Below are 24,654 nucleotides of genomic sequence, written 5' to 3' on the forward strand. Positions count from 1 at the left end.
TCCTTTTGCACACCACTTTTCTCACATCATCCTGCATGAATCCGCCGCCATTCCCGACCGCTGACCCTGCGATGAATCCGAGGCCTCTCGTAGATGCGGGGGCGCACGTGCTGATGGACATGCGCCCGGCGCTGGACGGCTACTACGGCATTCCGCAGGAAACTCGACTATTGTTCAGCGCGCTGTCCACGCTGCCGCAAGTCCGGTTGTCAGGGCTGTTTCAAATGTCCACGCGCAAGGTGCGCGGGGGGACCTTGGCTGGGTCAAACTTGTCAGAGGCCGAACGGGTGCACCAGTTTTCCAAAACCGTGGTGTCGCTCAAAGGCCACACCGCGACCGACTGGCAAGAGACGGTGGGCGAGTGGCTGGAAGTTTGGCTTCACCGCTGGCGTTTGCGCCTGGGTGCGCTCTTGGGTATCGCTCCAATCCGCTTGAGGCATTTTGAGGCGCGCTATTTCCAGGACTTTGTCTGGCAACAACTCTTTGCCCGCAGTGTACCGGCCACCGAACGCGCCCATGTTCTGGCTAACGACTATGTCGTTTGTCCTTCGCCGTGGCGGTGGATGCATGCGGTGGGCATTGAGAGGGCGCGGTTGTTCGGTGAATCGCGCTACCCCAAGCTGGACACGCGGGGCATCGATGTGCTGCTGGCGCAAACGCCTTATCCAGGGCGAGTGAGCCCAGGCACAACGCTTGTGGTGCACTACCACGACGCCATTCCGGTGCTGATGCCGCACACCATTTCTGACCGCGCGTTTCATGAAGCCAGCCATTTTCAGGCGCTATCCGCCAATGTGCGCGATGGGGCTTATTTCGTCTGTGTGTCGGAGGCAACGCGGCAGGACCTGCTCCGCTTGTTTCCACAGGCCGAGGCGCGAGCGGTCACGATTCACAACATGCTGCCCTCGCATTACTACCCGGGGAAGCCTGAGCCCGAGCGGGTTCCGGGAATCGTTCGGCGGTATCTGCACGATGAGTTTCGCCCGAAAGGCGGTTCGAAATCGAACCGCGCGGCGTACAAACTAGCCAGGTCGTTCTCGAACGAATCTGAAAAATCAGCCTTCTATGCTCGTGCTTTTGCGCCCGGAGCACGCTATGTCTTGATGGTCTCGACCATCGAACCGCGCAAGAATCATCTCCGTCTCATCGAGGCCTGGGAGGTACTGCGCGACCGCTTCGACCCCGATCTCAAATTGGTGCTGGTCGGGCATATCGGGTGGGATCATCAAGCGGTGCTCGACGCCTGTCTGCCCTGGATCGAGCAGGGCGGACTCTTCATGCTGCACAGCGTGCCGGCGGAGGCGCTGCGCATCCTCTACCAGCAGGCAACCGTCACGGTGTGCCCAAGTGTCGGCGAGGGGTTCGATTTCTCCGGCGCGGAGGCCATGCGTTGCGGCGGTGTGGTGGCCGCCTCGGACATTGCGGTGCACCGCGAGGTGTATGGCGATGCGGCGGTGTACTTCGACCCCTACGACACGCAATCCGTGGTGCAGGTTTTGCACAGCCTCATCTACGCCAAGGACGCACCGGCTCGCACCGAAACCCTGCGTGTGGCGGGGCTAGAACAAAGCGCTCGCTATCTGCCCGAATGCATCGTGCCGCAATGGGAAGCGTTTTTGCGGGGACTGGTGTCAAAAGATGCATAACACCGTGTGCGCCGGTTTGATGATGGATTCCTTTGCCAAGCCAAGATTTGCCATGCTTGAACTCATCGACATCTGCAAAAGCTACCCCATCCATCACGGCCGCAGCATGCGCCCGGTGCTAGACCACATCAACCTGACGGTGCGCCCCGGTGAGAAGTGGGGCATCATGGGCCGCAATGGTGCGGGTAAGTCCACGCTCATCCGCATCATGAGCGGCTCGGACCGGCCGCAAAGCGGCACCATCCGCAAGACGATGTCAGTCTCTTGGCCGCTGGCGTTTGGCGATGCGTTTCAGGGCAGTCTCACCGGAAAGGACAATGCACGGCTGATCTCCCGGGTGTATGGCGTGGACTACCAGCGCACACTCGACATGGTGGAGGGCTTCGCCGAGCTGGGCGCCTACCTGGGCGAGCCGGTGAAGAACTACTCTTCCGGCATGCGGGCGCGTCTGGCGTTTGCCATTTCGATGGCGATCGAGTTCGATTGCTTCCTCATCGATGAAGCAATGTCGGTGGGCGACCATCGCTTTGCCGTGAAGTGCGACTACGAGTTGTTCGAAAAGCGCGGCGATCGCGCCATGGTCATCGTCGCTCACCAGACCGACCTGATCCGCAATCACTGCGATCACGCCGCCGTGCTGGAGCAAGGTAGGCTGATGGTCTATGACACAGTGGCCGAGGCGATCGAGGCATATGAAAACCTCTGAACCGCCTTGCTGGCAGCCCAATCGGGTACAGGCAACGACCATCTGCGCTCCAGGCAGCAGCGGGCTGTTCAAGCAGACGTTGCGTCCTTCGCCCAGGCCGCGGACGGATAGCCGCTGCCAGATCGCCCATGATTGGCTTCGATGTTTTGCAGGGCCGGCGTGGTGAGGGCGCAACCTCGCGCTTCCAGTCCGGAAGGGGCGGCGGAGCTGCCCACGCAGGGCACGACCGCGAGCGGCGAACCCTCCTCTCTGTGCTGACGACTCCCCGATGCCACACCAACCCGTGCTGATCGACGTCACCCGGCTGGCCGCACACCTGCTCGAAGGCAAGCGCCCTACTGGGGTGGATCGGGTCAGCCTTGCTTACATTGCCCATTTCCGGACGCAGGCACGCGCCGTGGTTCGCCACTGGGGACGCTGGATGGAGCTTGGCCCGGCGGCCTCGGCGAGGGTGTTTGCCGCCTTGCTTGGCGACGACCCGCGCCCCGCAGCCACCCTGCGCCGATGTGTGGCCGCGGCCTATGTGACGCGCTGGGGGCCCAGTGCCGGCGCACCGTTGTTCAACACCGGGCATAGCGGCCTGGATGACCCGCGCTATGCGCAGCGGGTCAAACGCTACGGGCTCAAGCCGGTGTATTTTCTGCACGACCTGATTCCTCTGTCCCATCCGGAATATTGCCGTGCAGGTGAAGTGGACAAGCACCACCGGCGGCTGCGCACCATGCTCGAAACGGGGCGCGGCCTGATCGTCAATTCACATGCGACGCTGCGAGATTTGGAGTCATACGCCGCGCAGCATGCCCTGCCCTGCCCAGCCACGCTGGTTGCGCACCTGGGCGTGCCCGACCTGCCCGCAGCCGTGGGTAAGCCGCCGCTGGACATGCCGTATTTCGTGACGGTGGGCACGATCGAGGCGCGCAAGAATCACCTTCTGCTGCTGCATGTCTGGCGCGCGCTCAGGGCAGCGCACGGGGCGGCGGCGCCCAGGCTAGTGCTCATCGGCCAGCGGGGATGGGAGTGTGAGCAGGTCGTCGATCTGCTGGAGCGCTGCGAGGCGCTGCGCGGCGTGCTTGTCGAGGTGCCCGGTTGCGACGATGCTCAGCTCGCAAACTGGCTGACGCATGCGCGCGCGCTGCTGTTTCCCTCTTTCGTCGAAGGCTATGGCCTGCCACTGATCGAGGCGCTGACGTTGGGCGTGCCGGTGATCGCCAGTGATCTGCCCGCCTTCCGCGAAGTTGCGGGAAACATTCCGCACTACCTCGATCCGATCGACGGTCTGGGCTGGCTGGAAATGGTGCAAGCGTATGCCCAGCCCGCGTCAAGGCTTCGGCAGGAGCAGATCGCACGAATTCAGGGGTTTTCTGCACCAACCTGGGAGAATCATTTCGCGCAGGTGGAGACATGGCTCGAGACGATCGGTCGACACGCGGCAGCTTCTTGATGGCTTCAGACCGTATTCACAGAATTTTCGGCGCGTCGAAGCGCCTGCCCTTCCCTATCGAAGACGCGTCAACTACCCCGCCCCGCCAAACGTCCCCGATCGTTCAGCTGGCGTCACGACCCGCGCCAGACGATCCGCGTCTTCGTCTGGACCATCTGCCACAGGTTCTCTATGTGGTGGATTTTCCGCGCTGGAAATGGCCGGTGATTCGCCAGTGCTTTCCGGGGCGCACCTTGCGGTTCGTGCATGCGCAGACTCTCCCTCCGGATGCGGGCGCCGTGGTTCTGTGGGGACGCGCGCCGGTACACAGCCGTCTGCCTGCTTCCGCGCAGGTGCTGCGAGTCGAAGACGGTTTTCTGCGCTCGGTCGGCTTGGGTGCGGAGCTGGTGCGACCGCTGTCGTGGATCGTGGATACACGCGGCATGTACTACGACGCCACATCTCCTTCCGACCTGGAATGGATGCTCGCCAACGCGGAATTTCCCGCAGAGATGCTTGTGCGGGCACGGCAGCTGCGGCAGCGGATCGTCTCCGCAGGGCTGACCAAATACAACGTCGGTGCGCGCGACTGGCAGCGGCCCGCGTACGCACAGCAGGTCATCCTGGTGCCGGGGCAGGTGGAAAGCGACGCATCTCTGGCCTTCGGCGCCCCGGGCCTGCGCCGCAATATGGAATTGCTTCGCCGGGTGCGCGAGGACAACCCGGCGGCCTATCTGGTCTATAAACCTCACCCCGATGTGGTGGCCCGGCTGCGCATCACCGGCGAAGACGAACACCGGGCATCCGACTGGTGCGACGCCGTGGTGACCGATGTGCCAATGCACGCTCTGCTTGACGCGGTGGATGCGGTTCATGTGTTGACCTCACTGGCCGGATTCGAGGCGCTGTTGCGCGGCAAGTCCGTGACCTGCCACGGCCAACCCTTTTACAGCGGCTGGGGCCTGACAGAGGATCGCCTGCCGCACCCACGCCGCAGCCGGCGCCTCACGCTCGACGAGCTGGTCGCCGGGGCGCTGATTCTGTATCCGCTTTATCTGGATCGCAGCGGAAACGGTTTGATCGAGCCCGAAAAAGCGCTCGACCAACTCGCTGCCTGGAAAGCGCGCAAGGGCACGGCAGCGCCTTGGTGGGCGGAGATCTACCGATTTTTTCTGCGGCGGTTCATCGGCGTGCGATAGCCACGTGCTGTGCAGACGACTGCTCATGCCCGGCCTGCACGGCATCCGGTACTGCAAGCGGTTGCCCCACACGGTTTTGAATCAGGCGCAGCGCTGCCTCGCGCGCGGCAGCGCGCATGCCGTCCTGCTCGAAAAACACCCCGCGAATCTGCACGGTTCCCGCGATGGCCTTGAGGAAATCGCGCACCAGGGTCGCGTCGGGCGGCCTGCCCTGCGTCCAGAAGCTGTCGAGTCCGCCTTGGTGGGTCAACTCGGGGACATCGAACACCGCCTGCCCCAGCACGACCAGAGGGCGGCCCAGATGCAGGGCGCGCATGCCCGTGGTGCTGTTGACCGTGACCACGCCCTTCGACTGGGAGATCAGGGTATCGAGATGCCCACCGCGCAGGTACAGCACGCGCTCAGCCACTCCCCACCTTCTGGCATGCTGGCGCAGCACCCGATGCCAATTTTTCAGCGCGGGATCCCAGGGATGTTCTTTGAGCACGAGCATGGCCTGTCGGGGCGCATGCTGCGCGAATGAGGCAACGACATGCGCAATCGACTCGGCAATGCCGGAAAACGGCGAATACGCCACGATCTGAAAATCAAAATCGAGCTGCAGGGGGAACAGGTAATACGGCCGTTCGCTGCGCAGCAGGGCGTGCACCGTCTGCTCGGTCTGCGCCTTGCGCAACCGGTTTGTCAGCAGGCGCAGACCGCTGGCCGGGGTGTAGATGAGGGTGTGCGGCCTGCGGTCGCTGCGGCGATAGAACGGAAACCACCAGCCGAGCAGGAGGTTGGAGAGGTTGTGCAGCAGATCGCCGCGTGCCATGTGAAATGCGCTGTCGGCAAACCGCGGCGTCCAATCCACTTCCGGCAGTCGTGCCGCAAGCAGCCGGATGGCTTGGGGATCGCGCGGAAAGAGCGAGCCGCCGCTCATGCCATTGCGCTCGAAGGTAATCCAGTCCGGGCGGATATAACCAAAGTCGTTGACCACGACCTGAATGCCAAGCGGGAGCGCCAAGTCGACCGCCTGCCGGTGGTAACGCCTGTTTTCACCAAGCAGCACAAGGTGGGTGACGTGCTGTTCCCGGTAAAACCGGTCGATGAACTCTGGCCAGCGACTGCGCCGCCCCCGGTAGGCCATGGCGTCTTCGCCATGCCAGAAAAGCCAGTCGCCAGTGCACAGGTTGATGCGCGTCACCCGCCATCCTGCAGCCTTGAGGTGCGCGGCAATCTGCCGGTAAAAAGGCGACGGCATGCCTTGCAGAAACACGGCATGCGGCGTTTTGGGCGCCGGTGTGTGGCTGTTCATGCCGCGCCCAGATCGGTCTGCTTCGCGCGAAACCATCGCACCGAAGCAGCGATCGATTCCTCGTAGCTGACGCGCCCCACCGGTCCGCCGGCAGCGATCAGCCGGGCAGCACTGTGCCCGCAGGTTCTGCCGAATATCCGAACGATCAACCGATGCAACGGCGGCTCTTGCGACGCGCGCAACAGGCGATATGGCGTCTCGATCAGCGTAGCGGACAGTTCGGCCACGGAATAAGGCAGATCGATGATCCACCCTCGCCCCGCCAGACCCCGCCGCAGATCGTCCAGAAACTGCCGCCAGCTGATGGGCCGCGGGTCGGCGACATTGAAAACCGCGTTCTGCGCCTGCGGTGCCTGCGTCGCCCAGATCATCACATCGACCAGATTGTTCACGTCCAGATAACCAGCATCTGCCCGCCCCCCGCTTACGCGCAGCATCAGCCCCTGCTGCAACTCGCGCCCCACCCGCTCGATGAAGGGGCTGCCTGGCCCCATCACATTGGTCGGCCGCAGCACGGTGTACGGCAGGTGCATGTGCTGCGCTGTCTGACGCAGCAGTTCCTCTCCCCGCAATTTGCTGTCGCCATAGCCAAATCCGGGTGGGCGCAAGGCGCAGCGCTCGTCGCAGGGCGTTTTTGGGAATCCGTAGACATCAACCGTCGAGAGATGAACGAAATGCCGCGGCATAGAGGGCTGCGCGGCGATGGCAGCGAGCAGGTGACGCACGCCGTGCACATTGACCGCTTCATACTCCTGCGCCCGCCCCCAGGTCCGGACGTCCGCCGCGCAGTGAAACACCACGCCTACATTCGACACCGCAGGGGCCAGCGAGCGAGGGTCATTGAGATCGCCCACGATCACTTCGACCCGGCCCTGCCATGCGTGCCGGAGTCTGGCGGGATTGCGCACGAGAAGGCGAGGCCGAACACCCTGATCGATCAGACGGTCCACCAGGTGGCCCCCCACGAAACCGGTGGCCCCGGTGACCAGCACGGAATCGCTCTGCAGCGTTGCCGATTTCATGAAGTTGGCACTGCTGCGGACGATTTGAATACCTGCCTCGGGCTGGGACGAGGCACTTTGTTGAGCAGCGCATAGCCCAGGCCGACAAAAGGATTGATCAACCCCCACGGTGCGTGAATGGCAAGCCGGATTGGAACGATCTCCGCGCCAAGGTCTTGCTTGATGGGATACGTGGTCAGCCCCATTTCCAGCCGGGTGGCACCCAAGGCAATGGCAGTTTCGACCACCGTGGCCGCAATGTAGATGTAGAGGCTGTCATTCTGCGCGACTTCACGCCCAACATAGAGCCAGCGCAGCATGTCCCTGTCCATCAGCAGCAAGGCGTGTCCCACCCAGGCATCCCCCCTGTAAAAGAGCAAGATCTTGGCACGCTTGCCCATCGTTGCTGGCAGGTCACGGTAAAACGCCGGCGTCAGAACCTCGCGCTGAAATTCACTCGCGTGTGCATGCACCTCCATCCACTGCGCACACAATGTCTCGGCCAGATGCGCAAAATCATCCACCAGTTCGTGCCGCACGCCCGCTGCCCGGTTGCGCTTTTGATGCTTGTGCAGCTTGCTCCGAAAATAGCTGCGCATGGCCGAGTGATACTCGGCAACCGAGCGCCAGCGGATATTCAGATAGGTGTTGGGCAGACTGTCAGTCCAGTGATAGCCATGCCGAGCGAACACGGGCCGTAAATGCTGCGCGTTGGGCTCGAAGTCGCGCACCACAATGATCAGACATCGCTCCTGTCTGGCGAGCGCCCGAAGCTCGGCACTCAGGGCATCGACCACTGCTTCATCGCTGACATCCGGACTGCGGATGTAGGGCGGGCTGCTGATGGTGATGGGTGTGCCGCATTCGAGCAGCTTCCATTTGAGGAAGTTGGGGAACAGGCGCCGGATGCCACCGAGCACCCTGCGGATCCACGGCGGGGCAAAGATGGCGATGTCGGTGGTGACGGTGTAAACCCCAGCGATCGCCACAGCCTGCCCCTGTCGATACAGAACGACGTAGCGGTAGGTGAAGTCATTCATCCCAGACCGCTCGATTAGGCCCCAGAATTCCCGGCTCATGGCCACCGAGCCACGACAGGCAAGCGCATCCCAATCGGCCGCAGGAATGCTGGCCAACGAGTCAAACCGAATGGCTTTCAAAGGAGTTTGCAAGGGGATCAGGTGATCGACGGAGGCCTTCCGCCTGAGCGCGCATCTCGTTTTAAGGCAGCGCTGAACAAGCCCCCTGCGCATCCGGCCTGCGGCCAGTCTGCGACGCAGCCCTCCCTGGCCATAGTCAGGGCGACGGCTACGGTGTGCGCCTTGCATCCCATCCCGCAGCCCGGCCCACAGCATCACAAGGACTGATTCAGTGTTGTCTGAAGTATACCGCCGCACTTTGGCGGGATATCCAGGCCCTGGAAAAGAGCCACGCCCTGATGCTGGATAGCAAGCCCTACCAACTCGGCTCGCGCACCGTGGACGTGTACACCACCGATCTGGCCAACGCCGCCGCGAACGACGCCATTCGCAAAGCCGGCAGCATCGAGAAGGTCCAGCGTTACCCCGACGGCGCCTTGGTGGTCAAGGAAAACTACGACGCCGGCAAGAAGCTCACCGGGGTGACCGCGATGCTCAAGCTGAACGGTTACGACCAGGCCGATCGCAACTGGGTAATGGCCGCCTACAAACCCGATGGCCAAGTCGTCGCCTACGGCAAGGTCCAGGCCTGCATCGCCTGCCATGCCATGGTGACGCAGCAGGATTTCGTGTTCGCGCCGCCGCCGCAGCAACTGCTCCCGGTCGCGGTGTGGAAGGCGTTTTTCCCGAAGCAGCAGATTTCGCCGCAGTACGCCCAGCTACTGGCGCAGCACCCCGAGGCGATCGTGAAGTAACCGCCGCCGCGCCTGCGGGCATGGGAATCCGGCCAAACGGCCGGATTCCGGCATGCGCCGAACGGAAATTTTACTTGGGCGCGACGATGTCGCCGCAAGCCACGTATTTCTTCAGATCCGTGGCGCTTTCATGCACGTTGATGGCCATCGGCTCCTTCAGCAGATCGGCGACCGATGCATCCACCATGGTGATCGACTTGCCGCCAACCACGGGTTTGAGCATGAAAGCCGGCTTGGGATCGAGGTTGGCGCAAGTGCCCTTGTGGATATGGTCGGGCTGAGCCACGCCCTTGGGGGTGCCCTTGAGGTGCACGATGACTTTGGTCTTAGCGCCGTGGGGATAGAGCATGGCATAGCCGGTTTCACCGGAACCGTTCTGCGCGCCCAGTTCGACCTTGACGGGTTTTTCCTTCATGGCGGCGAATGCCGGAGCGATTGCGAAACTGGCCAGTGCCAGCGTCAGCGCAAATCTTTTCATGGACTTTCCTTCGGGTTGAGGTCGGGACGACATTGTCGAGAACCGCGAACGTGCAGGCCATCACCGGACCCGCCGGGTTCACGGCAAATGATGATAATGACCCATTCGGCCCTGGTTCGTTTCGTGATGTAACGGCCCTGCCATCCCCGTGGTGGCGATCCGCGAACAACGCCCTGCCCACCCAGCAAGGCCGGACTCAGGCGTTTGCCGACTGCTCCCCGAGCGCGATGTCGACCACCATTTCGACACCCCTGATTTATTCGTAACCATTTGATTTTGTTATACATTTCTTGATTTCCCGGGTACAATTTCTCCCGATTTAATAGGCTTCACAGCCCTTTTTCCGGGAGTTTTTCGATGTTTGCCTGCCCCGCCACCGACGATTTCTTCCGCTCGCGCATCGACCACATGATCGACCTGCGCCATCCGCTGGCCGTGCTGGCCTCGCGCATGCCCTGGCAAGAGATCGAAGCGCGGGTGGCTCAGGTCTTCTGCCGCAAAGGCCGTGCCGGGGTTGTCATGCCCGAGCTGGACCTCTTCGGTGAACAAGTGCAGCGCACCGCTGTGCCCAGCAACGCCGGGCGCCCCCGTGGGCGCCAGCGCACCCTCGTTGGCAAGCTGCAGCGTGAGATTGAGCGCAAGGCCACTGCCATTGGGCAAGCTGTGCGGGAGGCGCTGGGCCAGACCTTGGATAAAGCCGCGCGCATCAACGCCCAAAGCGCTCAGCGCAAGTCAGTGGATGGGCAACGCAAGCTCTACAGCTTGCACGCCCCCGAGGTGGACTGCATCAGCAAGGGCAAGGCCAGAACGCCCTACGAGTTCGGGGTGAAGGTGGGCATTGCCAGCACGCTGCACAGCAACCTGATCGTGGGGGCGCGGGCCTTTCACGGCAATCCGTACGACGGTCACACCTTGGCCGAGCAACTGGAGCAGGCAAGCATCCTGATGCAGGACAGCGCAGCCAAACCCGTCACGGCATTCGTCGATCTGGGCTACCGGGGCGTGGACGCAGACAACCCGGATGTGCACGTGGTGCACCGGGGCAAGAGCAAACGGATCACAGAGCAGGAGAGAAAGCTGCTCAAGCGGCGCCAGGCGATCGAGCCGATCATCGGCCACCTCAAGGCCGATCACCGCATGGACCGCTGTCATCTCAAGGGTGAAACGGGTGACCGGCTGCATGCGGTGCTGTGTGCGGCGGGCTACAACATCCGCTGGCTGCTGCGCATGATCGCCCGAAAGGGCATCACCTTCTTGCGATCTGTTTTTTTGTGTCTGCAACAAGCCAGCGGCCAGAGCGAGCTTGGGTGGCCGCTGCCATGGCGCGCGTCATGCGCTCTGCAAAGACCCCCCCGCGTCAGAATACTTGTCGCCCCGATAGGACCAGAGCTGTGAGACTGGTTCATTGATGGTGGTGGGAGGCTGTGGAGCTTGTGGGCGAAGGCCGGCGCGGTGGGCAACGCGGATGCGTTGTCCACGGCAAGCTGGCCGGTGCGCGAAGCGCATCGTCCACAAATGCACAGCCTGTGCGGCGCCGAAGGCGCCGCCCCCCGCACACCATCGTTTCATCGACACGGGGGCGCGGATGAGAGAAGAAGTTGGCTCGATACGGACAAGCATTCAAGGACCGGGCGGTGGCACGCATGCTGCCGCCGGAGAGCGCCGCACCGCAGGTGGTGTCGCGCGAGATCGGAGTGGGCGTGGACACGCTGGAGCGCTGGCGCGCTGAGTCGTTGGCCAGGCCGGCGAAGGAGCGCGTGTGGACAGCTGCCGCGCGCCTGGAGGCGGTGATCACGACCGCGGCGATGGACGATGCCTCGCGCAGCGCCTGGTGCCGCGAGAACGGCGTGTACGCGCAGCAACTGCAGCAATGGCGAGACAACGCGGTGCGGGCACTGGCTGCACCCGAGGAAGTACGTGCCAGCCCCTCGCAGACCAAGGAGGATCGGCGCCGCATCAAAGAGCTCGAGCGAGAGGTACGCCGCAAGGACAAGGCCCTGGCCGAGGCGGCGGCGCTGCTGGTGCTGTCAAAAAAAGCCGAGGCGATCTTCAACAGGAACAAGGGCGAGGACGAATGATCGGCCTCGAAGATCGCCAGGAAATTGCCCGAGACATCGAAGCGGCTTGCGATGCCGGTGCGCGCCTGAAGCCAGCGTGCGAACTCATGGGGATCAGCGCGCGTACCTTGCAGCGCTGGAAGGCCGGCCAAGGCCTGGAATCTGGCGATGGCAGGCCGCAGGCCGTGCGGCCGGCGCCAGCCCATGCGCTGAGTGATCGCGAACGTGCGCAGATCGTCAGCGTGGCCAACGAGCCGCGCTTCGCCGATCTGCCGCCGGCGCGCATCGTGCCGACGCTGGCTGACGAGGGCGTCTACATCGCCAGCGAGTCCAGCTTCCGCCGCGTGCTGCGTGCGCAGGGGCAAATGAGTCACCGCGGGCGCGCCAAGGCACCACGCAAGGGCCGGCCACCGACCACTCACGTGGCCACCGCGCCGCGACAGCTGTGGTGCTGGGACATGACGTTCCTGCCAAGGGATGTCGCCGGACGCTGGTTCTTCCTGTACCTCATCATGGACGTGTACAGCCGCAAGATCGTGGGCTTCGAGGTGCACGAGGACGACGACTGCGACCACGCTGCGCGGCTCGTGCAGCGTACGGCGCTGGCCGAGGGCATTCACGCCATGCCGCGTGACGAGCGACCCGTACTGCACGGCGACAACGGCGCCACGCTGAAGGCCACCACCGTGCTGGCCATGCTGTGGTGGCTGGGCGTGAAACCGTCGTACTCACGGCCCCGCGTGAGCGACGACAACGCCTTCGTCGAAAGCCTGTTCCGCACGGCGAAGTACCGGCCGGAGTTCCCAGAAAAGGGCTTTACGGATCTGTGCGCCGCGCGCGAGTGGGCGCGCCAGTTCGTGCATTGGTACAACCACGATCACAGGCACAGCGGCATCCGCTACGTCAGCCCGGCACAGCGCCATGAAGGCCACGACGTCGCGATCCTTGCGGCTCGGCACCAGGTCTACCTCCAGGCTCGCGAACGCAACCCCGCGCGCTGGTCACGCGGCACACGCGACTGGTCGCACATCCGGGCCGTTACCCTCAACCCTGAACGCGACTCTGTGGTCACAACGGCTGTGAGCCGAGGAGACATTCAGCCGATTGCTGCGTGAAAGAGGCGACAAGTAACTTGACGCGCTCCGAGACTTCCTCATCCGCCTGCGCTGGCCCAAGCATTCATGATCCCCTGCTCGCTCTGAGACCCTTCGCCGCTTGAAGTGAATATTTCAGGGACGACTAAGTGAACTGCCCCGGGCTTCGCAGAGGCTTGTTGCAGGTGATAGTTTTGCCTCCATACGCACATCCCCGGTGCCAAAAGCACCTGATTGCCCACCAATTGTGGGGCACGCCGTCAATAATTTTGCAATGACCCGCTCTATTCGTCGATAGGCCAGACAAATTTTGAGAAATTTTCAATCTATTGCATATTTTAAGATGTAACCGCCGGAATAAATCATGACGGATACCGCCCATCATACTCCAAGGAGTTCAATGAAATGTTCTACTTGTAACGTTGTTTACTAATGGTCGTTTTTTGGGATCGCGCTTTGCTTACTTGTTAGGTCCCGGGATCGATTGGATCATGCATGTGCACGCTTCGGATGGCCTCCACATCGGAAAACATTTGGCTTGATCCGGTTTCTGTATCCCCAACAGAAGGGGCGAAGTGATGCATGCATTGCAGAGGATGGTGTTCGTTTCATCCCTATTCACGCTGACCCTGGCCGCGGCGCGCGCCGACGAGTTGACTGTGCGCATCGGCACGGCGGGGCCGCTCACCGGGCCGCAGTCGGCGTATGGACAGGACGCTGTCAACGGCGTGATCATGGCGATGAAGACGCTCAATGCGCAGCACGCCGAGATTGACGACAAGCCGGTGCTGTGGAAGGTCGACACCGAGGATGACCAGGCCGACCCCAAGCAGGCCACCGTGGTGGCGCAGAAGTTCGTCGATGAAAAGGTCAATGGCGTGGTCGGCCATCTGGATTCGGGTTGCACCTACCCGGCCTCGCGCATCTACGACCAGGCCGGCATCCCGGACATCACCCCCTCGTCCACCGATCCGAAAATCGCGCAGCAAGGTTTCAAGACCTTCTTCCGCATGCTGGCCAACGACAACGCCATTGGCGCGAGGTTGGCGCAGTACGCGGCGCACACCCTTCACCTCAAGACCGTGGCTGTGGTCGATGACGGCACCGCCTATGGACAAGGCATCGCCAAGGTCTTTTCCGCAGATGCCAAGAAGGATGGCCTGCGCGTCGTCGACCGCGAACACACCAGCGACCATGCTACCGACTTCAGTGCCATTCTCACCAAGATCAAGGCCGATCATCCGGCGCTGATTTTCTACGGCGGTGCGTACACCCAGGCCGGGCCGATGCTGCGCCAGATGCAGCAGCTCGGCATCAAGAGCCGGTTCATGGGCGGTGACGGCATCTGCACCAGCGAACTGGCCAAGCTCGCGGGCTCGGCCGTCGACGGCACCATCTGCGCCGAAGGCGGCGCGCCGCTGAAGGACATGCCGGGCGGGCCCGCGTGGAAGACGCGCTACGACCAGGAGTTCGGCGCCGGTGCCCTGCAACCCTTCTCGTCCTATGCCTATGACGCCACCATGGTGCTGGCGCACGCCATGATGAAGGCCAAGTCGGCAGATCCCAAGGTCTATCTGCCCTTCATCCGCAACATCGACTACGACGGCGTGACCAAGAAGCGCATCCGCTTCACCGCCACCGGTGAATTGGTGCATCCGGTCATCACCTTATCGCAATTCAAGGGTGGACAGAAAGCGCCGCTGGCGGTGGAGAGCGTGCAATGAAGTGGAGCACGGCCGCAGTTGGATGCGGCTGTTGATCGTTGTTTTCAACCTTTTGTCAATACGGAGGTTATTGCCATGTATGCCGACACCGATGCCGAATTCAGTGGAGAGCGCTCGACGAACTATCAGGACGCCCTGCGTATTTATCCGGAGGCGTGGCATCACGATTTGAGATTGATGCACGACATGCTTCAACCAAGACCGGGAGAATCCATTGTGGAGGTTGGTGCCGGAACAGGTTACTTCAGCCGCGAATCGCCGGAACGCTCGGATCGAACGGTCGCCTGGACATCGTTGATCCCGCGCCAGAGCAGACGCAAGGGCTTGCCGAGATCCTGTCGCGCAATGTCTGCATCCACCACCAAGCTGCAGAAGATCTGGATCTGGCGTTCAAGGGTTTCGACGCTGTATGGAGCCGCGGGGCCATCCACCATGTCCGCGACAAAACCCGGGCGTTTGAGCGATTCGCCGCGCACACCAAACCCGGTGGGCGGCTGGTGATCACCGACATCTTCGCGGGCACGGCCCCGGCACGTTATTTCGACAGCTTCATCGCCCGCTCCTGCGTGACTAGCCATGAGGTGTCATTTTTGTCCCAAGAGTTCGCCACCACATTATGTGGATTGACGGGATGGGGCCGTCCCGCGTTCTACGACAACACGGCTCGGTAGCGATTTGCGGATTCTCAGCATCTGGGCAAATTTTTGCGTCTGCTGTTTTCTGCCAAGCCGCATTACTCGGACGAGGATTGTCTTAAGGGAGTCCGCGATTTCCTGACAGTGCAGGACATAGACGGGAGTTGCACCTTGCTTTGGCCGATGACCACCCTGGTTGCGCACCGTGCGGCGACGCATTGACTAACCCGCATGTCAAGAGGGGAATCCATGCCCGATGCTTCAACACAAGCCGTGCGCGACGCATCCGTGTCGTCGCTCGGCTTATTGCTCGCCGTCTCCCTCGGCCTGTCCATGGTGCAACTCGACATCACCGTGGTCAATGTCGCGCTGCCGGCGATTCATCGCGAGTTGCACACCAGTCTTTCTGGCCTGCAATGGGTGAGCGACGCCTACGCCCTGAGCTTCTCCAGCCTGATGCTCGGCGCGGGCGAACTGGCCGACCTCCATGGGCGCAAGCGCGTCTACACCATCGGCCTGGTGGTGTTCGTGCTGGCCTCGCTGCTGTGCGCCCTTTCCCCGAACCTGGCCTGGCTGAACGCGGCGCGGGTGGCGCAGGGCGTGGGCGCCGCGGCGCTGCTGCCCAACTCTCTGGCTATCCTGCGACAGGCCTTCGTCGATGCGCGGCTGCGGGCGCGGGCCATCGGCCTGTGGGCTGGCATCTCCGGGGTGGCGCTGGTGGCCGGGCCGACGCTGGGCGGGGTGCTGGTGGATGCGCTGGGCTGGCGGGCGATCTTCTGGATCAATCTGCCGGTCGGGCTGGCCGCTTTGCTGCTGACCGCGCGCTCGGTGCGCGAATCCCACGGCGATACCCAGCGGCGGCTGGACGTGACCGGGCAGGCGCTGGCCACTGTTTGTCTTGCCGCCATGCTGTTTGCCTTGATCGAAGGCCATGCGCTGGGCTGGACTGCGCCGCCTATCCTGCTGGCTGGCGGTGCCATAGCGTTGGCCGGCGGACTCTTTGTCTGGTGGGAAGGCCGCGTGGCGCAGCCGCTGATTCCGCTGGCCTTCTTTCGTCGCCCTGCTTTCACCGGGGCCAATGTGGCGGCAGGGCTGATGAACTTCGGGGTCATGGGCATGTTGTTCGCCATGAGCCTGTTCTTTCAGCATGCGCAGGGCTTGTCGGCAGCGCAGGCCGGAGTGCGGCTGAGCCTGATGTTCCTGCCCTTCGTAGCATTGGTGTCTTTTGGCGGGCGGTTGGTGGGGCGGTTCGGCGCGCGCTGGACGGCCGTGGCCGGCCTAGCGCTGATGGGCATCGCCTATCTCGGTCTGGCGCGGGTACAGGCGCAGACGCCGTTCAGCGCAATGGCGCCCTGGCTGCTGCTGGCCGGGCTGGGCCTGGTGCCGGCCATGCCGGCCGTGGTGCATGCGGCCATCGGCGCCGTGCCGCCAGAGCGCGCCGGCATGGCTTCAGCGGTGAACAATACGGCGCGCCAAGCCTCAGGTGCGTTGGGCATCGCCTTGCTCGGCGGCTTTTTGCATCTGCACGCGGGGGGCATGGTTGGCGCGGGCGCGGCGCTGCTGGGGGCGGCGCTGGCCTTGTTGGCAGGGGCGCTCATTGGTGCTTGGACGCTACGCTGAGAGTTTCACTCAAGACAAACCGAACGCCATCTGCATCTGTGCTTTGCAGCAGCAGAGCAAGCCGTATGCACAGTGACCACGATCGTCAAAACCGCATTGGGAGTGCCACATGGATGCCCAGAATCAACTCAACGCGATGTTGGTAAGTCCGCGCAAGTCCAGAAGAAATCTTTGGGGTGGCTGATGGGACTCGAACCCACGACAACAGGAATCACAATCCTGGACTCTACCAACTGAGCTACAGCCACCACAGAAAAACGAGCATTCTACACCATAGCTTTGAGCAAAGCGCCTGTCTGCGGCAGATCAAGCTGCAGCGGCCTCCGGCTTGGGCTTGTAGAGAATTTCTACGCCGAAGCGCTTTTTGAGCGCCTCGACATAGGCGCTGATGATGCCTTGGGTCAGGGTTTGGTTTTGTGCAGCGGCGGCAGCGCGCACGAGCTCAGCGGGCACAGCGCCGTCGATGACCTTGTCGAGTTGCACGATGGCGTAACCTTGCGCACCAAGATCGACTCCGGCGGTGGCAGGCAGCTTGTCAGTGGAAAGCGCGAATGCCTTGGTCACAATGGCGGGGGCGACATCGGGCGTGGGCTGGGTCTGGCTCAATATCATGGGTGGGCCGAAAGTGATCGCAGCCGGTGTTTTGAGTGCCTTTTGTCCTGCCTGCCGGGAAAGTTCAGCAGCTTTCTGTTGGATCAGCATCTGCTTGGCCTGTGCCTGCACCGCGTCGAACGCTTGGGTTTGTGCGGGTGTATAGCTCAGCACGCGACCTGAGGCCCAGACGTTCGGGGCGATCTGCATGGCTTGCAGATTGTGTTTATTGCGCAGGCTGTTTTCGGAAAACAATGCGTCGAGGAAGGCTTTGCTCGCCAGCGGATTGGCGCTGTCCGAGGTGGCCGGCTGCGGCGTGCGGGTCACGCCGCTTGCGGTGTGCACCTGCAGGTGGAGTTTGCCGGCCACCGGCTCAAAGCTGTTCGGATGTTCGAACACCAGGTTGGTGAAGGTTTCGACGTCGGCGGATAGGCGCTTTTGCACGGCGTCCTGCTGCAGCTGCTTTTCGATATCGGCCTTGACCGCATCGAATGGCTGCTGGCTGCCCGGTTTGATACCGGTAAGCTCGATGATGTGGTAGCCAAACTGGGTTTTGATCGGGCCGACGATCTGGCCGATCTTAGTCATGCCAAATACCGCATCGGCGAACGGTTTGACCATGGCACTGGCGGTGAAATAGCCCAGATCGCCGCCCTTGTCGGCTGAGCCGGGGTCTTGCGAGTCCTTGCGCGCCAGCTCGGCAAACTCGGAGGGATGGGCTTGCACCTGCTTGGCAATCGCCTCTGCCTTGGCCTTGGCCTGTTCTTGTTGTGCCGCGGTGGCATCGCTGGGCACCGTAATCAGGATGTGGCTGGCGCGGCGTTCTTCGGGCGTGGCGTAGCGCGAGCGGTGCGCGTCGTAATAGGCCTTGATCTGCTCCGGTGTGATCTTGACCTGTGCTGCCAGCGCATCCGGGCTGAGCACGACATACTGGATATCGGCCTGTTCGGGTTTTTGAAACCGTGCGGTGTTGTTCTTGTAGAACGACTCGACCTCGGCGGGCGTCACCTGGACTTGCGCGGTATAGTCCGCAGGCTTGAACAACGCCAGCCTGACTTCACGCTGCTGCGCTGCCGCCTTGGCCGCCGCCGCGGCCAGCGCCTGGCTGTCGATCACCGAGCCCGCAATGCCACCGAGCAACTGCTGCAGGATGAGCTGCTCGCGCACCTGCGACTCGAACTGCGCGGTGGTCATGCCCTGCGCCGCGATCAGGCTGCGATAGGCTTGGACGTCGAAACTGCCATCGGGCTTGCGCAGCGCGGCAATCTGCGGAATCTGCAAGATGGCCTGCTGTACCTGCACGTCGGTGACGGTGAGATGCTCCCGTTGCGCTTCGAGCTGCAGCAGGCGCTGGCGCACCAAGGCGTCGAGGGTGCGCAGTTTTTGCTCGGGAGTGTCGAGCTGCTTGATGTCGACTGAACTGCCCAGCATGCTCTGAAGCCGCGCGATTTCCTCGCGATTGGCCGCATCGAGCTGCTGCATGGTAATGACCTGCCCGCCGACCTTGGCCGCCGCATCCTGCCCACCCTGAAAGCTGTTGTAGCCCTGGATGCCGAACAACACAAACGACGGGAAGATCAACACGAACAGCAAGATCTGCATCAGCTTGCTGTGTTTGCGTATGGATTCGAACATGGCGGAGCGGGTGGGTCGAAGTGCGATGCGAGAACAGTCGCATCTTGCGCCAGCGGAAAACGACCAGGGAATAGATACAGTGCCTTCGCGGGCTCAGGCAGGGCTGCAGCAACTGCGCTAAGCAGTTAGGGAACCGGTGGTGGGTGCTGAGGGGTTCGAACCCCCGACCTACGCCTTGTAAGGGCGCCGCTCTACCAACTGAGCTAAGCACCCGGTTGCCGCTGAGCACAGCGCGACAGCCGCAAGCCTGGCGGCGCCGCGCTGGGGATGAGAGATTACTTGATGGCGTCTTTCAGGCCCTTGCCGGGGCGGAATTTCGGAATCTTCGCGGCCTTGATCTTGATGGTCGCGCCGGTACGCGGATTGCGCCCGGTGCGGGCAGCGCGCTTGGTCACGGCGAATGTGCCAAAGCCGATGAGGGAGACGCTTTCGCCCTTTTTCAACGTGCGGCGAACGGCATCGATCAGCGCGTCGAGCGCGCGGCCTGCCTGGGCCTTGTTCAAATCTGCATTGTTGGCGATGTGTTCGATGAGTTCTGCCTTGTTCACTTGTGTCCCTCTTCGGTCTGGATGGATGCGCAAGATCACGCCTTGCACAAAAAACGCGCCCAAAACGCGCCCGTACCGCAGCGCATCGATAGCCAGCTGATTAGAACGGGGCCGGATTGCCGCTGTCAATGCGGCCAATCAGCGATCCAACGGGCTGCGCAAAGTCGTGAATTCTAGCCGTGACCGAATGCGCGCGAGCACAGTCAGACGCACTGCGCGATCGCGCGGCCGAGGTCGGCAGTGCGGGCGCTGCCGCCCAAATCGGGCGTGCGCGGGCCGCCGCTGGCCGGGTCGAGCACGGTTTCGATCGCGCGCAGCAGGGCATCGTGTGCGGCGCGGTGGCCGAGAAAATCGAGCATCATCGCGCCGCTCCAGATCTGGGCGATCGGATTGGCGATGCCCTGCCCTGCAATGTCCGGCGCCGAGCCGTGCACTGGCTCGAATAGCGACGGAAAGCGCCGATCGGGATTGAGGTTGGCCGATGGCGCAATACCGATAGTGCCGCAGCATGCGGGCCCCAGGTCAGACAGGATGTCACCGAACAGGTTGCTCGCCACCACCACATCGAACTGCTGCGGGCGTTGCACGAAATGCGCGGCAAGGATGTCGATGTGGAACTGGTTGACCTGCACATCGGGATAGCTGGCGGCCATGGCCTGTACCCGCTCGTCCCAATACGGCATGGTGATGGAAATGCCGTTGGACTTGGTCGCCGAGGTCAGCAGCCTGCGCGGGCGGCTGCGCGCCAGATCGAAGGCGTAACGCAGCACGCGGTCGACGCCGATGCGGCTCATCACCGTTTCCTGGATGACCACCTCGCGTTCGGTGCCGGCGTACATGCGCCCGCCGATGCTCGAATATTCGCCCTCGGTGTTCTCGCGCACAATCAACATATCGATCTCACCCGGCGCATAGGCGCTGCCATCGCGCCGCACCAGCGGCGAGCGCACCCCCGGCATCAACCGCGCCGGGCGCAGGTTGACGTATTGATCGAACTCGCGGCGGAACTGCAGCAGCGAGCCCCACAGCGACACATGATCGGGCACCACCCCGGGACATCCGACCGCGCCGAAAAAAATGGCGTCATGCTGCCCGAGGCGCATCTTCCAGTCATCGGGCAACATCTTGCCGTGGCGCTGGTAGTAGGTGCAGGAGGCGAAGTCGAAATGGTCGAACCGCAGCGCAATGCCGAACCGCCTCGCTGCTGCGTCCAGCGCGCGCAGGCCCTCTGGCATGACTTCCTGGCCAATGCCGTCCCCGGCGATGACCGCAATGCGCAGTGGCTGCTGCGTTGATGCGATGGTCATGAAACGTACTCCTTCGATCGATTGATGAACGGATCAATGGCACCGAGGGGCTGCGGGTCACTGCAACCACACCAGCAGCCACCATACCCATGCCCGACCAGGTGGCTAGGCCCAGCATCTCGGAAAACAGTACCCAGCCCATCAGCGCGGTCACCGGTGGCACCCAATAGATCAGACTAGTGACCTGCACCGCAGCCCCCGCTGGTTCAGCAAATAGAGCAAGGCGCCCACGGTAAACGCTAGCACCGACCAGGCCAGCGCCGCGATGAGCTGGCCGTTCCAGAGTACAGGCTCGGTCTCGAGCAACGCAAACGGCAGACTCAAGATTAGGGCCTGTGAGCACTATTTGTGCACCCGCGTCGGGGGTTTGGGCGGATGCAGTGCGAGGCGCTAGCCGCGCCGTGGTGTGTTGCACCACAAGCGGACTGCAACGTGGCTATGGACCGCCCAACCCCCGGCCCGTCGGGTTGCCCCCAGGCGTGGCATCTGCGGCGTTATCGAGACCCAGACCGAGGCGGGCTGAACGAAGCGCTTCTGCCACAGCGTGCCTGCGGTGATGCTGCCCAGTGCCAGCAAGGCAAGCAGCAGGTTGTGTGCCGTGAGCTCGCCGCCTTCGAGCTTGTGCAACACCACCAGCGCCAGCCCGCCGAATCCCAGCAGCAGCCCAACCCATTGGCGATTGTGGATTCCTGCCCCGCAGCGGACATGAGCCCGACGGTCAGCAAGGGTTGCAGGCCAACGATCAACGCCACACGGTCCCTGCAGAATGCCGTGCATGACCGCAGCCCACACGCCACCGAGGTAGCCCGCTTGCAGCAGACCGCCGACAATGGCCAAGTGCATCCACTGCCGCCAGCCTTGTAGCCACGGCGTGCGCAACTACTATGCCAGCGGCAGCAGCACCGACAGCGAAAACGCACAGCGCAGGCAGAGAAATTTCGCGGCGGGACATACGGCATGCCTAGCGCGCGACGATGAAACCGGCGCTCCAGATCAGCCCAAACGGCTAGGGCATGACACGCTGCAAGCCCTTCGCCGCAGCACTGTGCGAGGCGTTCACAACAGCTTCATACCGGCCAGTGCGATGCGAAAGTAGTACAGCATCGACCACAGCGTGAGCCCCGCAGCGACCCAGATGAGCGCCTGCCCGATACGCAGGGTATCGATCACGCCCAGCAACGTGCCGCCGTAGAGCAGAAACGGAATCGCCACCATCTGCACCGCGGTCTTGACCTTGCCGATGTAGCTCACCGCCACACGGCGCGACTGGCCGATCTGCGCCATCCATTCGCGCAACGCGGAGATCGCGATTTCACGGCCGATGATGATCAGCGTCACCAGCGCGTCGACCCGTCCGAGCTGCAGCAGAATCAACAGCGCGGCAGACACCATCAACTTGTCTGCCACGGGGTCGAGAAAGGCGCCGAATGCGGAGGTCTGGTTCCACTTGCGCGCCAGATAGCCGTCCAGCCAGTCGGTGATGCCGCTCAGGATAAACAGCACAGTGGCGGTAATGTTCCGCTCGGGCAGGGTCATCCAGGCTGTCGGCAGGAAATACACGCCAACGATCAGGGGAATGGCCGCCACCCGTGCCCAGGTGAGCAAGGTCGGCAGATTGATCGCGCGCATCGGCATGAGCAGGCAGGGATTGGATTGGGTCGAAAGGGCAAACCAAGTAGTGCGACAGTGCTGCGCGCCAATGCGCAACACGCATCGCGGCATGATAGGGTCTTTGCTTCTCACCACCCGCCCAGACTCACGGAGCCACGCATGCCTCCCAATTGGTTTGCCACGCACATCGATCTGCTGCTCTACATCTACGGCGGACTTGCCATCGCCCTAGTTGTCTGGACGCTTTGGCGGGTACGCAGGCGCAGGCGCGGGCGCGCCGCCGCAAACGGCCGTCCTCCGCAGAACCGTATAAACTGAGTGGCGCTGCGGCACCTCGAGCCTGGCGATTTGCAGGCGGTTGCAACGTCCTCGAACGCCGTGTCCTCGAACGCCGCCTGCATCTGCAAGCAGGAGATGTCCGGACTTCACCCACCCTTGCGCGGCCGCTGCAGAGCATGCGCACATTTCAGCATCTCGCCGCTTGCCTCTGGCCGTCATTTGCGCCTCGGGCTGCATGGTGTGCACGGCATGCAGCCCGGCGTTGATTTCACTTGGTCTTCGGCTTGAGATTGGCGAAGTACATCGCGATCTGATCGATGTCGGAATTGCTCAGCGGCTTGGCCATCGGTCCCATGATCGCATTGGGACGGGTGCCGTCGCGAAATTCGCGCAGGGTCTGCACGAGATAGTCTTTGTTCTGCCCGGCCAGGTTGGGATAGGTGGGAAGAATGGCATGGCCGTCTGCGCCGTGACAGGAAAAGCACACACCGAACTTGGCGTTGAGTGCGGCATTGGGCGCCGCCTGCGCCAGGCCGGCGGAGGCGCTCAGCACAAAGCCAGCGAACAGAAGAGAAGCAGATTTCAGTTGATTCATGATGCAGCTTGGAATGAGGTCGATGACTGCGCGCTGCGCCGGACGGCGCAGCGCATGTGTTCAGGCGGAAAAGCCGATGTTGCGCACATAAGCCCAGACGCCAATAGCAAAGAATGCGGCCATCCAGGTCCAGTTGATCCACACCGCGATGTCGCCCAGGCGCGAGACCGTGCGGTCTGCGGTGTACAGGCCCTTGACCTTGCCGGCCTTCCACAGCATGGTGCTGTAGAACGCAACCAGCGCGCCGCCCACACCGACAAACGTGGCGAAAAACCAGACCACCGCACCCCACTCATAGTGCGGCTTGGAGGCCAGGTTGTAGTGATACGGCGCTAGGTAGGCCACGCGCAGCGCCTCACGGTCGACCGAGACCACCAGCGCCATCAGCGCATAGAACGCCATGGCCGAGTAAGCCTGCAGCGCCGAACCACCAACCGGCACCTGGCGCGCATACAGCGCCACACCGACGATGAGCACCAGGGTCAGCCAGAACAGCGGCTGGGTGAACACCTGCATGGACGACGGCAGGCCGTAGGCCCACAGCAGGCCGGTTGCGAGTTGCAGCGCCACGCCCCAGTACGCGGTCTTCACACCCAGCCGGTGCGCCAGATCGAGATAGTCCGACGGGAAATCAGCGCGGACGCGGAAATAGCGCGCATAGCCGAGAAGGAAGACTCCGGTCATGGTTAGCGACATGACAATGAAGAAAGCAAAGCGCGGCAGTTCGAAGGCATGAATGCCCGTGCCGTTCATCACCGGCACACCGTGCGGCGCGTACCACTGCATCCACTTCTGCGGAAACAGCCCCTGATACGACAGCACATGCATGATGAAGCCGTCGAACAGCAGCAGCGACAGCGCAGCAGTAGCCCACCACACCGTGGTGTCCGGCGCCTTGGCGGCATGTGCCACATCATGGTTCTTGAAATAGAACACGAACCACAGTGTGTAGCCGATGCCCAGGGTGAAGATGAAAAAGATCGCCCAGAACGCCGACAGCACATTGCTGGTGTACCAGGACGGGTCATATATCGTCTGGGTGAACAGCAGCGGCGCCACGCCCAGTACGATGGCCATCGACACGGCGACCTTGGCCACTCCGGTCATCGCCACCGACAGCCGCGCCCATACAGGTTGCTGGCGGCGCATGAAGGCGATGATGGCCAGCAGACCCGAGCCCAGAGACAGGTTGACGAAGGCGATGTGAAATGCCCAGGTCAGCACATTGAGATACTGAAAAATCCATGCAGGTGCAGGCAGACCGGCCGGGTCCTGCAAGGCGCTCAGCATGGCGGAAACGGAAGCGTTATCCATGAT

At 62.7% G+C, this 24,654-nt stretch carries 21 protein-coding genes, 2 tRNA genes and 1 pseudogene; 10 read left to right on the top strand and 14 right to left on the bottom strand.

Annotated elements, in window-relative coordinates; genetic code table 11:
• Nucleotides 1-35 precede the first annotated feature (35 nt).
• From ACZ47F_RS12130 to ACZ47F_RS12145, 4 genes are all read left to right on the top strand, one after another.
• Nucleotides 36-1,646: a glycosyltransferase family 4 protein gene (locus tag ACZ47F_RS12130; RefSeq protein ID WP_464924951.1), complete on the top strand. Its 1,611-nt coding sequence runs from the start codon at nt 36-38 to the stop codon at nt 1,644-1,646.
• 52 nt (nt 1,647-1,698) lie between these two features.
• Entirely contained in the window at nt 1,699-2,352 is a 654-nt protein-coding gene (locus ACZ47F_RS12135) for an ABC transporter ATP-binding protein (RefSeq protein ID WP_464924952.1), read from the top strand.
• Between the two features lie 268 nt (nt 2,353-2,620).
• Nucleotides 2,621-3,793: a glycosyltransferase family 4 protein gene (locus ACZ47F_RS12140; protein ID WP_464924953.1), complete on the top strand. Its 1,173-nt coding sequence runs from the start codon at nt 2,621-2,623 to the stop codon at nt 3,791-3,793.
• A gap of 176 nt (nt 3,794-3,969) precedes the next feature.
• Entirely contained in the window at nt 3,970-4,971 is a 1,002-nt protein-coding gene (locus ACZ47F_RS12145) for a capsular polysaccharide export protein, LipB/KpsS family (protein WP_464924954.1), read from the top strand.
• Here the strand turns inward: ACZ47F_RS12145 and ACZ47F_RS12150 are convergent.
• From ACZ47F_RS12150 to ACZ47F_RS12160, 3 genes are read right to left on the bottom strand one after another with little or no spacing between them, the layout of a single operon-like run.
• Nucleotides 4,955-6,268 carry a capsule biosynthesis protein gene (locus tag ACZ47F_RS12150; RefSeq protein ID WP_464924955.1) on the bottom strand — a complete coding sequence of 438 codons (1,314 nt, stop codon included), beginning with the start codon at nt 6,266-6,268 and terminating at the stop codon, nt 4,955-4,957. The genes ACZ47F_RS12145 and ACZ47F_RS12150 overlap by 17 nt on opposite strands.
• Nucleotides 6,265-7,290, bottom strand: coding sequence for an NAD-dependent epimerase/dehydratase family protein (locus ACZ47F_RS12155; protein WP_464924956.1), 1,026 nt, complete (start codon nt 7,288-7,290; stop codon nt 6,265-6,267). Before ACZ47F_RS12155 ends, ACZ47F_RS12150 begins: the two co-directional genes overlap by 4 nt.
• Nucleotides 7,287-8,624: a peptidogalycan biosysnthesis protein gene (locus tag ACZ47F_RS12160; RefSeq protein WP_464924957.1), complete on the bottom strand. Its 1,338-nt coding sequence runs from the start codon at nt 8,622-8,624 to the stop codon at nt 7,287-7,289. Before ACZ47F_RS12160 ends, ACZ47F_RS12155 begins: the two co-directional genes overlap by 4 nt.
• A gap of 83 nt (nt 8,625-8,707) precedes the next feature.
• Between ACZ47F_RS12160 and ACZ47F_RS12165 the strand changes: the two genes are divergently transcribed.
• Entirely contained in the window at nt 8,708-9,163 is a 456-nt protein-coding gene (locus tag ACZ47F_RS12165) for a cytochrome P460 family protein (RefSeq protein ID WP_464924958.1), read from the top strand.
• Nucleotides 9,164-9,233: 70 nt separating this feature from the next.
• On the opposite strand, the gene ACZ47F_RS12170 is transcribed toward ACZ47F_RS12165, so the two are convergent.
• On the bottom strand, nt 9,234-9,641 hold the full coding sequence (locus tag ACZ47F_RS12170; protein ID WP_464926657.1) for a hypothetical protein: 408 nt from the start codon (nt 9,639-9,641) through the stop codon (nt 9,234-9,236).
• Between the two features lie 594 nt (nt 9,642-10,235).
• Between ACZ47F_RS12170 and ACZ47F_RS12175 the strand changes: the two are divergent.
• The 5 genes and pseudogenes from ACZ47F_RS12175 to ACZ47F_RS12195 all read left to right on the top strand — a co-directional run.
• Nucleotides 10,236-10,889 (top strand): annotated as a pseudogene (locus tag ACZ47F_RS12175) (transposase); the annotation flags it as partial.
• A 350-nt stretch (nt 10,890-11,239) separates the two neighbouring features.
• Nucleotides 11,240-12,813, top strand: a protein-coding gene (locus ACZ47F_RS12180; RefSeq protein ID WP_464924934.1) for an IS3 family transposase whose coding sequence is annotated in 2 segments (ribosomal slippage) — nt 11,240-11,678 and nt 11,678-12,813 — 1,575 coding nt in all. Because the reading frame shifts where the segments join, the coding sequence is not laid out codon by codon here.
• 575 nt (nt 12,814-13,388) lie between these two features.
• Nucleotides 13,389-14,516, top strand: a complete 1,128-nt coding sequence (locus ACZ47F_RS12185; protein ID WP_464926639.1) for a branched-chain amino acid ABC transporter substrate-binding protein — start codon at nt 13,389-13,391, stop codon at nt 14,514-14,516.
• Between the two features lie 155 nt (nt 14,517-14,671).
• On the top strand, nt 14,672-15,187 hold the full coding sequence (locus tag ACZ47F_RS12190; protein ID WP_464924959.1) for a class I SAM-dependent methyltransferase: 516 nt from the start codon (nt 14,672-14,674) through the stop codon (nt 15,185-15,187).
• 213 nt (nt 15,188-15,400) lie between these two features.
• Complete coding sequence (locus ACZ47F_RS12195) at nt 15,401-16,771, top strand: MFS transporter (RefSeq protein WP_464924960.1); 1,371 nt, start codon at nt 15,401-15,403, stop codon at nt 16,769-16,771.
• A 172-nt stretch (nt 16,772-16,943) separates the two neighbouring features.
• Here the strand turns inward: ACZ47F_RS12195 and ACZ47F_RS12200 are convergent.
• From ACZ47F_RS12200 to ACZ47F_RS12245, 10 genes are all read right to left on the bottom strand, one after another.
• Nucleotides 16,944-17,019, bottom strand: a tRNA-His gene (locus tag ACZ47F_RS12200).
• A 58-nt stretch (nt 17,020-17,077) separates the two neighbouring features.
• Nucleotides 17,078-18,997, bottom strand: coding sequence for a SurA N-terminal domain-containing protein (locus ACZ47F_RS12205; protein WP_464924961.1), 1,920 nt, complete (start codon nt 18,995-18,997; stop codon nt 17,078-17,080).
• 137 nt (nt 18,998-19,134) lie between these two features.
• Nucleotides 19,135-19,210 (bottom strand) — tRNA-Val (locus tag ACZ47F_RS12210).
• Between the two features lie 62 nt (nt 19,211-19,272).
• The gene (locus ACZ47F_RS12215) at nt 19,273-19,545 is read right to left on the bottom strand and encodes an HU family DNA-binding protein (protein ID WP_464926640.1); all 273 of its coding nucleotides are present in this window, start codon (nt 19,543-19,545) and stop codon (nt 19,273-19,275) included.
• Between the two features lie 203 nt (nt 19,546-19,748).
• Entirely contained in the window at nt 19,749-20,852 is a 1,104-nt protein-coding gene (locus tag ACZ47F_RS12220; RefSeq protein WP_464924962.1) for a tartrate dehydrogenase, read from the bottom strand.
• 171 nt (nt 20,853-21,023) lie between these two features.
• Entirely contained in the window at nt 21,024-21,176 is a 153-nt protein-coding gene (locus ACZ47F_RS12225; RefSeq protein ID WP_464924963.1) for a hypothetical protein, read from the bottom strand.
• A gap of 66 nt (nt 21,177-21,242) precedes the next feature.
• Complete coding sequence (locus ACZ47F_RS12230; RefSeq protein WP_464924964.1) at nt 21,243-21,695, bottom strand: hypothetical protein; 453 nt, start codon at nt 21,693-21,695, stop codon at nt 21,243-21,245.
• A 213-nt stretch (nt 21,696-21,908) separates the two neighbouring features.
• Nucleotides 21,909-22,487: a CDP-diacylglycerol--glycerol-3-phosphate 3-phosphatidyltransferase gene (gene pgsA, locus ACZ47F_RS12235; protein WP_464924965.1), complete on the bottom strand. Its 579-nt coding sequence runs from the start codon at nt 22,485-22,487 to the stop codon at nt 21,909-21,911.
• 523 nt (nt 22,488-23,010) lie between these two features.
• The gene (locus ACZ47F_RS12240) at nt 23,011-23,337 is read right to left on the bottom strand and encodes a c-type cytochrome (protein WP_464924966.1); all 327 of its coding nucleotides are present in this window, start codon (nt 23,335-23,337) and stop codon (nt 23,011-23,013) included.
• Between the two features lie 60 nt (nt 23,338-23,397).
• On the bottom strand, nt 23,398-24,651 hold the full coding sequence (locus tag ACZ47F_RS12245; protein ID WP_464924967.1) for a hypothetical protein: 1,254 nt from the start codon (nt 24,649-24,651) through the stop codon (nt 23,398-23,400).
• Nucleotides 24,652-24,654 lie beyond the last annotated feature (3 nt).

The organism is Thiomonas islandica, assembly GCF_055383445.1.